The organism is Pseudomonas sp. MIS38 (assembly GCF_019891575.1).
Taxonomy (GTDB): domain Bacteria; phylum Pseudomonadota; class Gammaproteobacteria; order Pseudomonadales; family Pseudomonadaceae; genus Aquipseudomonas; species Aquipseudomonas putida_A.
In genome coordinates this window covers 24,530-36,328 of record NZ_JAFLXF010000015.1, presented here as the reverse complement: position 1 = coordinate 36,328, position 11,799 = coordinate 24,530, and the positions used below count along the sequence as shown (strand labels likewise).

Annotated in this window: 11 protein-coding genes; 9 read left to right on the top strand and 2 right to left on the bottom strand. The window is 61.8% G+C overall.

Annotation, left to right across the window (positions count from 1 at the left end; genetic code table 11):
• Window positions 1-78: 78 nt before the first annotated feature.
• Both J1G18_RS17570 and J1G18_RS17565 read right to left on the bottom strand, forming a co-directional pair.
• On the bottom strand, window positions 79-1,251 hold the full coding sequence (locus tag J1G18_RS17570) for a patatin-like phospholipase family protein (RefSeq protein ID WP_097087551.1): 1,173 nt from the start codon (window positions 1,249-1,251) through the stop codon (window positions 79-81).
• Window positions 1,252-1,286: 35 nt separating this feature from the next.
• Window positions 1,287-2,222, bottom strand: a complete 936-nt coding sequence (locus J1G18_RS17565) for a lipid A biosynthesis lauroyl acyltransferase (protein WP_108588886.1) — start codon at window positions 2,220-2,222, stop codon at window positions 1,287-1,289.
• A gap of 117 nt (window positions 2,223-2,339) precedes the next feature.
• Here J1G18_RS17565 and minC point away from each other — a divergent pair, with 117 nt between their 5' ends.
• From minC to J1G18_RS17520, 9 genes are all read left to right on the top strand, one after another.
• A complete protein-coding gene (gene minC, locus J1G18_RS17560) occupies window positions 2,340-3,077 on the top strand; it encodes a septum site-determining protein MinC (RefSeq protein WP_027613349.1) in 738 nt (245 codons plus the stop codon).
• A gap of 199 nt (window positions 3,078-3,276) precedes the next feature.
• Window positions 3,277-4,089: a septum site-determining protein MinD gene (minD, locus tag J1G18_RS17555; RefSeq protein ID WP_098967914.1), complete on the top strand. Its 813-nt coding sequence runs from the start codon at window positions 3,277-3,279 to the stop codon at window positions 4,087-4,089.
• Complete coding sequence (gene minE / locus J1G18_RS17550) at window positions 4,089-4,343, top strand: cell division topological specificity factor MinE (RefSeq protein WP_003223146.1); 255 nt, start codon at window positions 4,089-4,091, stop codon at window positions 4,341-4,343. Before minD ends, minE begins: the two co-directional genes overlap by 1 nt.
• A gap of 91 nt (window positions 4,344-4,434) precedes the next feature.
• Window positions 4,435-5,070 carry an RluA family pseudouridine synthase gene (locus tag J1G18_RS17545; RefSeq protein ID WP_027613350.1) on the top strand — a complete coding sequence of 212 codons (636 nt, stop codon included), beginning with the start codon at window positions 4,435-4,437 and terminating at the stop codon, window positions 5,068-5,070.
• Window positions 5,071-5,123: 53 nt separating this feature from the next.
• Window positions 5,124-6,221: a hypothetical protein gene (locus J1G18_RS17540; protein WP_210559048.1), complete on the top strand. Its 1,098-nt coding sequence runs from the start codon at window positions 5,124-5,126 to the stop codon at window positions 6,219-6,221.
• Window positions 6,222-6,393: 172 nt separating this feature from the next.
• Window positions 6,394-7,683: a M18 family aminopeptidase gene (locus J1G18_RS17535; RefSeq protein ID WP_223008149.1), complete on the top strand. Its 1,290-nt coding sequence runs from the start codon at window positions 6,394-6,396 to the stop codon at window positions 7,681-7,683.
• 195 nt (window positions 7,684-7,878) lie between these two features.
• Window positions 7,879-8,055 carry a hypothetical protein gene (locus J1G18_RS17530; protein ID WP_007965354.1) on the top strand — a complete coding sequence of 59 codons (177 nt, stop codon included), beginning with the start codon at window positions 7,879-7,881 and terminating at the stop codon, window positions 8,053-8,055.
• 77 nt (window positions 8,056-8,132) lie between these two features.
• Window positions 8,133-10,286, top strand: coding sequence for a mechanosensitive ion channel family protein (locus tag J1G18_RS17525; RefSeq protein ID WP_098967912.1), 2,154 nt, complete (start codon window positions 8,133-8,135; stop codon window positions 10,284-10,286).
• A 66-nt stretch (window positions 10,287-10,352) separates the two neighbouring features.
• A complete protein-coding gene (locus tag J1G18_RS17520; protein ID WP_223008148.1) occupies window positions 10,353-11,687 on the top strand; it encodes an amidohydrolase in 1,335 nt (444 codons plus the stop codon).
• The last annotated feature ends 112 nt before the right edge of the window (window positions 11,688-11,799 follow it).

Here is an 11,799-nt window from a genome sequence, read left to right as displayed (position 1 = left end):
CGCTCCCACACTGGTTTTGTGACCAACACAGAACCAATGTGGGAGCGAGCTTGCTCGCGAATGGCTTCAGCACAAATATCAGGTGGGCGCGACCGCCTCGGTGATCCCCAGAAACCGGCACAACTCCTCACGCTTGGCCAACGCATCGCGCCGTCCCAGGTCGATCAGCTCGCTGCAATACCCCGCCTCGAACAACAGATAACTCAGCACCCCTGCCCCACTGGTCTTGGTCGCCCCCGGGCCGCGCAAGAACAGACGCAATGCCGCCGGCAACTCCTGCCGATGCCGCGCCGCGATCTCGTCGATCGGCTGACTCGGCGCAATCACCAGCACTTCCACTGGCGCCACGCCCAACTCACGAGTCGGCACGCCCTCGGGCATCAGGTGGCTGAACTGGTTCAGACGCTGCAGCAACTCGATGTCGCTCTCCAGACTGTCAATGAACGTGCTGTTGAGCATGTGCCCGCCGATCTGCGCCAGCGTTGGCTGCTGACCGGTGTAGGCGCGCTCCAGCGGCTGCTGCGGATCAAACCCGCGCGGGTTGCCGCTGACGCCCACCACCAGCACCCGACTCGCGCCCAGGTGCAGCGCCGGGCTGATCGGTGCCGACTGGCGTACCGCGCCGTCGCCGAAATATTCCTCACCGATTTTCACCGGGGCAAACAGCAACGGGATCGCCGAACTGGCGAGCAGATGGTCCACCGACAATTGCGCCGGCACGCCGATCCGCCGATGGCGCAACCACGCATCGATCGTGCCGCCGCCCTGATAGAAGGTCACCGCCTGCCCCGATTCGTAGCCGAACGCGGTCACCGCCACCGCATGCAATTGCTTGCGCGCGATGGATTCGGCGATACCGGGCATGTGCAGTTTTTCATTGAGCAGCTCGCGCAGCGGCGAACTGTTGAGCAGCGCCACCGGCAGTTGGCGACCGATGCCGAGCAGGCTGTGACTGACAAAGCGGCTGGCCTGACGGATCACCCCCGGCCAGTCACTGCGCAACACCCGATGACTGCGAAAGCCCTGCCAGAACAGTGTGAGGCGTTCGATGGCGGCGCGAAAATCGGTGGCACCACTGGCGAGGCTGACCGCGTTGATCGCCCCGGCCGAAGTGCCGACGATCACCGGAAACGGATTGTCCGCGCCCAGCGGCAGCAATTCGGCAATCGCCGCCAGTACCCCCACCTGATACGCCGCCCGAGCCCCGCCGCCGGAAAGAATCAAACCTGTGACCGGTTCCGCAGGGCTCATCGCAACGCTCCATGGTGCTTGAAAGGGTGAGTGAATCAGCCGCGTCGTTTGGGGTAAAGCTTCGGCTCGCCCGGTGGACGGCTCTTGAAGCGGCGGTGCGCCCACAAGTATTGCTCAGGGCAGGCGCGCAGCGCACTTTCCACCCACTGGTTGATGCGGATGCAGTCGGCCTCTTCGGTTTCACCCGGGAAGTCTTCCAGCGGAGGATGGATCACCAACCGGTAACCGCTGCCGTCGGCCAGACGCTCCTGAGTGAACGGCACCACCAGCGCCTTGCCCAGACGGGCAAACTTGGTGGTCGCAGTCACCGTCGCCGCCTGAATGCCGAACAGCGGCACGAAGATGCTTTGCTTGGCGCCGTAGTCCTGATCCGGTGCGTACCAGATCGCCCGGCCCGAACGCAGCAACTTGAGCATGCCACGCACGTCGTCACGCTCCACCGCCAGCGAATCGAGATTGTGCCGCTCACGGCCCCGACGCTGGACGAAGTCGAACAACGGGTTCTTGTGCTCGCGGTACATGCCATCGATGGTGTGCTGCTGGCCGAGCAGCGCGGCGCCGATTTCCAGGGTGGTGAAGTGCGCGGCCATGAGGATCACGCCCTTGCCTTCGCGCTGGGCCTTTTGCAGATGCTCCAGGCCTTCGACGTGGGCCAGTTTGGCCAGACGCTCACGGGACCACCACCAACTCATCGCCATTTCAAAAAAAGCGATGCCGGTGGAGGCGAAGTTTTCCTTGAGCAAGCGTTTACGCTCGGCGGCGGATTTTTCCGGGAAGCACAGCTCGAGATTGCGCTTGGCGATACGCCGCCGGTCGCCGGCCACGCGATACATCAATGCGCCCAGCACACGACCGATCGTCAGTAAAACCGCATACGGCAACTGCACGACCAGCCACAACAGCCCCAGACCGCACCAGAGCGGCCAGAAGCGGGGAGAAAGAAAGGCTCTTCGAAAACGCGGGCGATCCATTAAAGCTTCCGTAAATTCAGTGGCCGCGCATTCTACATCGTTCGACCCGGCTTGCGGCTCGCGGGCGTTCTCGTTATAAGTCTCGGCACTTTTAGTGACAAGCCGTTGTATGCCGATATGAGCCAAAACGAATCGCCAGACCGAGATCCCGTGTTCCAGTTGAAGGGCAGCATGCTGGCCATCACGGTGCTGGAACTGTCCCGCAACGACCTCGACAGCCTTGATCGGCAACTGGCCGCCAAAGTCGCCCAGGCGCCGAATTTCTTCAGCAATGCACCGTTGGTCCTGGCGCTGGACAAACTGCCGCCCGGCGAAGGCGCGGTCGATCTGCCCGGCCTGATGCGCGTATGCCGCCAGCATGGTCTGCGCACCCTGGCGATCCGCGCCAGCCGTATCGAAGACATCGCTGCCGCCATCGCCATCGACATCCCGGTGCTGCCGCCGTCCGGCGCCCGTGAACGACCGCTGGAAGCCCCGGAACCGGAAGTCAAAAAGAAGCCGGAAAAGCCGCCGGAGCCGACCGTCAAACCGACCCGTGTGATCACCACGCCAGTACGTGGTGGCCAACAGATATATGCCCAGGGTGGCGATTTGGTCGTGGTTTCTTCGGTCAGTCCGGGGGCGGAACTTCTGGCCGATGGCAACATCCATGTATACGGCCCGATGCGCGGTCGCGCACTGGCCGGCGTCAAAGGCGACACCAAGGCCCGGATATTCTGTCAGCAATTGAGCGCTGAACTGATCTCCATCGCCGGGCATTACAAGGTTTCCGAAGATTTGCGCCGCGATCCACTGTGGGGCTCCGGCGTCCAGGTCAGCCTGTCGGCCGACGTGTTGAACATCATTCGGCTTTAACGGATACTGCCGCATTTTCCAAGCATCTCTAAAACGTAGCGAAAACGGCTCAAACGAAGTAGGAAAAAGGAACAAGCAGCGTTTGCCCCCGGCAATTGCGACTTGCGCCGAATTCCAGCCAAGGCTGTCCGACTGCAGTAGTTTTCAAGAGATGTTTTTCAGGGGCTAAAAAGTCCTTCTTCCTTAGGGGTGAAACACCTTGGCCAAGATTCTCGTGGTTACATCCGGCAAGGGTGGTGTGGGTAAGACCACCACCAGCGCCGCTATCGGTACCGGCCTCGCTCTGCGCGGCCATAAAACAGTGATCGTCGACTTCGACGTGGGCCTGCGTAACCTCGACCTGATCATGGGTTGCGAGCGTCGCGTGGTGTACGACTTCGTCAACGTGGTCAACGGCGAAGCCAACCTGCAGCAGGCCCTGATCAAAGACAAGCGCCTGGAAAATCTCTACGTGCTGGCCGCCAGCCAGACCCGCGACAAAGACGCGCTGACCCAGGAAGGCGTGGAAAAAGTCCTGATGCAGTTGAAGGAAGACTTCGACTTCGTGGTCTGCGACTCCCCGGCGGGCATCGAGAAAGGTGCGCACCTGGCCATGTATTTCGCCGACGAAGCGATCATCGTGACCAACCCGGAAGTGTCCTCGGTACGTGACTCCGACCGCATGCTCGGCCTGCTGGCCAGCAAATCGCGTCGCGCCGAAAAAGGCGAAGACCCGATCAAGGAACACCTCCTGCTGACCCGTTACAACCCGCAGCGCGTCAGCGATGGCGAGATGCTGGGCGTCGAAGACGTGAAGGAAATCCTGGCCGTGACCCTGCTGGGCGTTATCCCTGAGTCGCAGGCGGTCCTGAAGGCTTCCAACTCGGGCGTTCCAGTGATTCTCGACGACCAGAGCGATGCCGGTCAGGCGTACAGCGATGCCGTTGATCGTCTGCTGGGCAAAGAAAAAGAACATCGTTTCCTCGATGTTACGAAGAAGGGATTCTTCGAGCGCCTGTTTGGAGGTAGGTAATGAACCTTTTTGACTTCTTTCGTGCCAACAAAAAGCCAAGTACCGCCTCGGTAGCGAAAGAGCGTCTACAGATCATCGTGGCGCATGAGCGCGGCCAGCGCAGCACGCCGGATTACCTGCCAGCCTTGCAGAAGGAACTGGTCGACGTGATCCGCAAGTACGTCAACATCGGCAACGACGACGTACATGTTGCACTGGAAAGCCAGGGCAGTTGCTCGATTCTGGAACTCAACATCACCCTGCCAGATCGCTGAGTCGATCCGGCAGGAACGACGGCGGCTCAGGGCCATTCCCATCGCGGAATGGCCCTGAGCCGCCGTTGGCATTTGTTACGAGGCTGTTTTAATGCCGTTGTCCAACATCCGCATCATTCATCAGGACGCCGCCGTACTGGTGGTCGACAAACCGACGTTGCTGCTCTCGGTGCCCGGTCGCGCCGACGACAACAAGGACTGCCTGATCACCCGCCTGCAGGAAAACGGCTACCCGGAAGCGCGCATCGTCCATCGCCTGGACTGGGAAACCTCCGGCATCATTCTGCTGGCCCGTGACGCGGATACTCACCGCGAACTGTCGCGGCAGTTTCACGATCGTGAAACAGAGAAAGCCTACACTGCGCTCTGCTGGGGTCAGCCGGAGCTGGACAGTGGCAGCATCGACCTGCCGCTGCGCTACGATCCGCCGACCAAACCGCGGCACGTGGTCGACCACGAATTCGGCAAGCATGCGCTGACCTTCTGGCGCGTACTGGAACGTTGCGGCGACTGGTGCCGCGTCGAACTGACGCCGATCACCGGTCGCTCGCACCAGTTGCGTGTGCACATGCTGTCCATCGGTCACCCGCTGCTGGGCGACGGGCTGTACGCCCATGAGCAGGCCTTGGCGGCCTGGCCGCGTCTGTGCCTGCACGCCAGCATGCTGAGCTTCACCCACCCGCAAACCGGCGAGCGGTTGCGCTTCGAATGCCCGGCACCGTTTTAAGCGCTGCCTGAGTGGCGGCGCTGTTTTCTTTTGGACAAGGATTCTGTTTTCGGATGAGTTGTATTGATTCCCTGGTAACCCCCCTCACGAAAGTTCGTCATCAACTGCTTTACCTGATTTACGGCAATCAGGATGTGTACCGGCGCGAAGCCAAGTTCAGCATCCTGACCGCGCTGTCCCAGGCTAAAAACGGCGAGCGACCGGCGATCCGCATTCTCACTGATCGCCCCGACGACTATGCGGGCTGGCCGGTCGACACGGTGTTGCTGGATGAAGCGACTCTGACCCGCTGGCAAGGCACCCACGGCTATCACCACCGCCGCAAGGCCTGCGCCATCGCCGCGGGCATGCAGTGGGCGGAAAAAACCCTGTTCGTCGACACCGACACCCTGTTCACCCGCCACCCGAGCCAACTGTTCAAATTCATCGAGCCGAACCGCTCGGTGATGGATCGCTTCGAGTACGACTGGAAAGATGTGCACCAGCGTCCCGACTATCAAAAACTCGGTCGCGACCTGCGCAGCCACGGCGTGACGCCGGATAACGGTTTCAAGCTCTACAACAGCGGCTTGTGCGGCGTGACCGACAGCGACTCAGCGCTGTTCGAAGAGTCGATCCGCCTGATTGATGAGTGGACACTCGGCGGCTTCGAAATCCACACCATCGAACAGATCGCCCTGTCGTATGCCATGCGCGAGCGTCAGGTGGTGGAAGCGCGCAAACACGTCTACCACTACTTCGCGGAAAAACGTTTCTTCCACGCGATGCAGACGTACTTCTTCTCCCAGCACGGCGAGCAGTTCAGCCAGCGCCTGGTGGATCTGTGCAGCGATGTGCCACGGGTCAAACCGTTCCCCTCGGCCTGGCGCCGATTGAAAATCAAATGGAAGCTGCGCCACCAGAAAGGTGCCCTGCGCAAGGTCGGTCGTGATCTGCTGTACGGCAGCGCCGCGCCGGAAGATCCGTACTACAGCGTTTGCCGACACGAATGGTGGGAATGCGCCTCGCGGGAAATTCTGCGTTGGGACGAGAGCCAGCAGAAAAAACTGCTGAGCCAGAAGTCCTGGCCGCAACAGCTGCCGCGTCCGGATAAACCGGAAGATGAAAAAGTCATCATGAACTATTTGAAAAAACGCGTAGCCGCCCGCTGATCCACATTACTCCCTGTGGGAGCGGGCTTGCTCGCGAAAGCGGTGTGTCATCCAAAAATCTGCATCTGACCCACCGCTTTCGCGAGCAAGCCCGCTCCCACCCCGATCCTGCCCGGATTCAATTCCCCGGCCGATGCGTTAAACTCCCGCCCATTGCTGTCTGGAGCTTCTTATGCGCGAAGAGTTGAACCAAGGCCTGATCGACTTCCTCAAGGCCTCCCCTACCCCGTTCCACGCCACCGCCAGCCTCGTTCAGCGTCTGGAGGCCGCCGGTTACGTGCGCCTCGACGAGCGCGAGCCATGGAACACCGAGGCCAACGGCCGCTATTACGTCACCCGCAACGACTCCTCGATTGTCGCGATCAAAATGGGCCGCAACTCGCCGCTGCACGACGGTATCCGTCTGGTCGGCGCCCACACCGACAGCCCGTGCCTGCGGGTCAAGCCGCAACCGGAACTGCAACGCCAGGGCTTCTGGCAACTGGGCGTTGAAGTCTACGGTGGCGCGCTGCTGGCGCCGTGGTTCGACCGCGACCTGTCGCTGGCCGGCCGCGTGACCTTCCGCCGCGACGGCAAGGTCGAAAGCCAACTGATCGACTTCAAGGCGCCGATCGCGATCATTCCCAACCTGGCGATTCACCTGAACCGTGAAGCCAATCAGGGCTGGGCGATCAACGCGCAGACCGAGCTGCCGCCGATCCTCGCGCAATTCGCCGGCGACGAACGCGTCGACTTCCGCGCCGTGCTGACTGATCAACTGGCCCGCGAACATGGCCTGAACGCCGACGTGGTGCTGGATTACGAGCTGAGCTTCTACGACACCCAGAGCGCGGCGGTCATCGGCCTGCATGGCGACTTCATCGCCGGTGCGCGCCTCGACAACCTGCTGTCGTGCTACGCCGGCCTGCAAGCCCTGCTCAGCGCCGACACCGAAGAAACCTGCGTGCTGGTGTGCAACGACCACGAAGAAGTCGGCTCCTGCTCGGCGTGCGGCGCCGATGGCCCGATGCTCGAACAGACCCTGCGCCGTCTGCTGCCGGAAGGTGACGAGTTCGTCCGCACCATCCAGAAATCGTTACTGGTCTCAGCCGACAATGCCCACGGCGTGCACCCGAACTACGCCGAGAAGCACGACGCCAACCACGGTCCGAAACTCAACGCCGGCCCGGTGATCAAGGTCAACAGCAACCAGCGCTACGCCACCAACAGCGAAACCGCCGGGTTCTTCCGCCACCTGTGCATGGCCGAAGAAGTACCGGTGCAGAGCTTCGTGGTGCGCAGCGACATGGGCTGCGGCTCGACCATCGGCCCGATCACCGCCAGCCACCTGGGCGTGCGCACCGTCGACATCGGCCTGCCGACCTTCGCCATGCACTCGATCCGCGAACTGTGCGGCAGCCACGACCTGGCGCACCTGGTCAAAGTGCTGAGCGCGTTCTACGCCAGCCGCGAGTTGCCTTAAAAGCTGAAAAGCTTCGCGAGCAAGCCCGCTCCCACATTGGAATGCATTTCAACCTGTGGGAGCGGGCTTGCTCGCGAAAGCGCTCGTGCAGACAACAAAGATTCATCGTAGAACCGAATCATTCCTGATACACATCACTCCTCGCTGCAGAAAGCGACCTAGACTTAAATCATTCCCTTCGACAAGGCAGTCACCATGATTTCGATGTCCTCCTTCCACGCCATGCTCATTCCGATACTGTCCGGGATGATCCTGCTGGCGATCGGTTTCAACTTCCGCGACAAGAACGCCGGTGTGTTTGCCATGTGGGTCGGCATGCTGATGATCCTGGCGACCGTGGTCTACAAGATCCTCGCCAAACTCAACGAATAAATCCGCGCCCGGCTCGCATTGATTCTGGCTGCCTCGTACACTCGCTCAATTCGCCCCTTTGCGAGGTTGACCGCCTAGTGTTCGCTCGTCTGTTTGCTCTGCCCTGCCTGTTCCTTGTCTGCCTGATGACGCTGCTGCCGCTGGCCCCTGCCCAGGCGGTCGGGTTGCCGGGCCTGCTCAACACCACCAAGACGCAACCGGAGGCGCAAGAGCCGCTGGGCCAGTCGCTGGATGAAGTCATCAAGTCGCTGGAAAACGACAAGCAACGCGCGCAATTGCTGAGCGATCTGAAAAAGCTGCGCGACGCCACCAAGAAAGCCCAGGCCTCACCGGAAGAAGGTGTGCTGGGCCTGATCGGCGGCACCCTGGCCAGTTTCGAGAAACAGTTCTCCGGTGACGACAGCCCGCTGACCCGCTGGTCCGACGAGTTCGATCTGGCCAGGGACGAACTCGACAACCTGATGTTGCCGGCCAGCGAATGGCTGCCGATCATCTTCGGCTTCGCGGTGATCCTGATGGTCTGGAGCCTGCTCGCCGCCGCGCTGATCTGGCTCGGTCACCGGGTGCGCATGCGCTTCGGCCTGACCGAAGAACTGCCGCAACACCCCAAGGCCCTCGACATGCTGCGCTTCGCCCTGCGCAAGCTCGGACCGTGGTTGATTGCGTTGGTCATCACCGTTTACATGAGCTACGCGCTGCCGTCGTCATTGGGTAAAAGCCTGGCGATGGTGCTGGCTTATGCGCTGGTGGTCGGCACCTGTTTCTCGGCGATCTGCGTGATCGCCTTCTCGCTGCTCGACGGCCCGCACCGGCACCGGGCGCTGTACATCCTGCGGCATCAGGCCTTCCGTCCGTTGTGGCTGATCGGCAGCTTCGCCGCATTCGGTGAAGCGCTGAGTGACCCGCGCCTGGTCGAAGGCCTCGGCGTGCACCTGGCGCACACCACCGCGACCATCACCAACGTGCTCGCGGCGCTGTTCACCGGGTTGTTCATCCTGCGTTTCCGCCGGCCGATCGCGCACCTGATCCGCAACCAGCCGTTGTCCCGCCGCCTGACCCGCCGCGCCCTCAGCGACACCATCGATATCCTCGGCACCTTCTGGTACGTGCCGGCGCTGGTGCTGGTCGGCATCTCGCTGTTCGCCACCTTCGTCTCCGCCGGCGACACCAGCACCGCCCTGCGTCAGTCGCTGATCTGCACGGTGCTGCTGGTGATGTGCATGGTGATCAACGGCCTCGTGCGCCGTCATTCACTCAAACCGCAACGCGGGCCGAAGCGCCATGCGTTGTACTCGGAGCGCCTGAAAAGCTTCTTCTACACCCTCGCCCACCTGCTGGTGTGGCTGATCTTCATCGAGCTCGGCCTGCGCGTGTGGGGCAAGTCGCTGATCGGCTTTGCCGAGGGCGAAGGGCATGACGTCAGCGTCAAACTGTTCAGCCTGATCGGCACGCTGATTTTCTCCTGGCTGATCTGGATCCTCGCCGACACCGCCGTGCACCACGCCCTCACCCGCTCGCGCAAAGGCCTGGCGAATGCCCGCGCGCAGACGATGATGCCGCTGATCCGCAACGTGTTGTTCGTGGCGATTTTCATCATCGCGCTGATCGTCGCCCTGGCGAACATGGGCATGAACGTCACGCCACTGCTGGCCGGTGCCGGTGTGATCGGTCTGGCCATCGGTTTCGGTGCGCAGTCGCTGGTGGCGGACCTGATCACCGGCCTGTTCATCATCATCGAAGACTCGTTGGCCATTGATGACTACGTCGACGTCGGCGGCCACCTCGGCACCGTCGAAGGCCTGACCATCCGCACCGTGCGCCTGCGCGATATCGACGGCATCGTCCACACCATTCCGTTCAGCGAAATCAAAAGCATCAAGAACTACTCGCGGGAATTCGGCTACGCGATCTTCCGCGTGGCGGTGCCGTACAACATGGAAATCGACGACGCGATCAAACTGATGCGCGAAGTCGGCCAGAAAATGCGTACCGACCCACTGCAACGGCGGAACATCTGGTCGCCGCTGGAGATCCAGGGCGTGGAAAGTTTCGAATCCGGCAGCGCGATCCTGCGCGCGCGGTTCAAGACTGCACCGATCAAACAATGGGAAGTTTCCCGAGCGTTCAACCTGTCGCTCAAACGCCATCTGGACGAAGCCGGACTCGATCTGGCGACGCCACGCATGAGCGTGCAGGTCATCACTGCCGGCGGTGGCCAGCCGAAGGAATAGCACTTCGCGCACACACTCGGGTCACAGGCAGGGAAGCCAGAAAAACAATAACCATGGAGACACCCGATGCAGCTGACACGTATCGCCCAGTCCGTTCTGCTCACTCTGCTGGCCGGCACCGCCAGCGCCGCCACCCTGGACAGCACCCGCGAACAGATCGCCACGCAAGCCAAGGCACTTGAACCGCAACTGCTGGAAACCCGCCGCGACATCCACGCGCACCCGGAACTGGGCAACACCGAGAAACGCACCGCGGAACTGGTCGCCAGACAACTGAAGGCCATGGGTCTGGAAGTCAAAACCAACGTCGCCCGCACCGGCGTGGTTGCGATCCTCAAAGGCGCGCTGCCCGGCCCGACCGTGGCCTTGCGCGCCGACATGGACGCGCTGCCGGTCAAGGAAGTCGCCGACCTGCCCTTCGCCTCGAAAGCCAAAGGCACTTATCTGGACAAAGAAGTCGACGTGATGCACGCCTGCGGCCACGACGCCCACACTGCGATCCTGCTGAGCACGGCGAAAATTCTCACTGGCCTGCGCGACACCCTGCCCGGCACCGTGGTGTTCTACTTCCAGCCCGCCGAAGAAGGCCCGAGCGACTTCATCCCCGACGGCAAAAACACCTGGGGCGCGAAAATGATGGTGCAAGAAGGCGTGATGAAATCCCCCAAACCCGACGCCGTCTTCGGCCTCCACGTCTGGGCCGGCGTCCCCGCCGGCCAGATCGCCTACCGCCCCGGCGCCACTCTGGCCAGCTCCGACGACCTGCGCATCAAAATCCTCGGCAAACAGACCCACGCCGGCCGCCCGTGGGACGGCATCGACCCGATCACCGTCGGCGCACAAACCATCGTCGGCCTGCAAACCGTGGTCAGCCGCCGCACCGACATTTCGTCCTACCCGTCCGTGGTCAGCATCGGCACCATCAACGGCGGCACCCGCTACAACATCATTCCCGAGTCCGTGGACATGAGCGGCACCATCCGCTCCTACGACTACGGCATCCGCCAGAAACTCCACGCCGACGTACGCCAGACCATCGAAAAAATCGCCGAAAGCGGCGGCGCGAAAGCCGACGTTACCATCATCGAAAAATACGACCCCACGATCAACAACCCGGCACTGACGGAAAAAATGCTGCCGACGTTGAAGTGGGCAGCCAAGGATGACGTGGTCAATGCGCCGCTGGTGGGCGGCGCGGAAGACTTCTCGTTCTTCGCCAAGGAAGTGCCGGGGCTGTTTGTTTTTTTAGGGGTGACGCCACGGGATCAGGACATGAGCAAGGCCGCGCCGAATCACAATCCGGGATTCTTTGTGGATGAGTCGGCGCTGGTGGTTGGGGTGAGGACGATGGCGTCGCTGGCGACGGATTATTTGTATAGGAATGCTGAGGCGGCCAGATAGAGATGGGGTGATTGTGGGGCCGCCTTCGCGAGCAAGCCCGCTCCCACAGTGGGATTGGGTGTATTCAGTGGGAGATTGGTCGGCTGTCAGGCCGCCATCGCTGGCAGGCCAG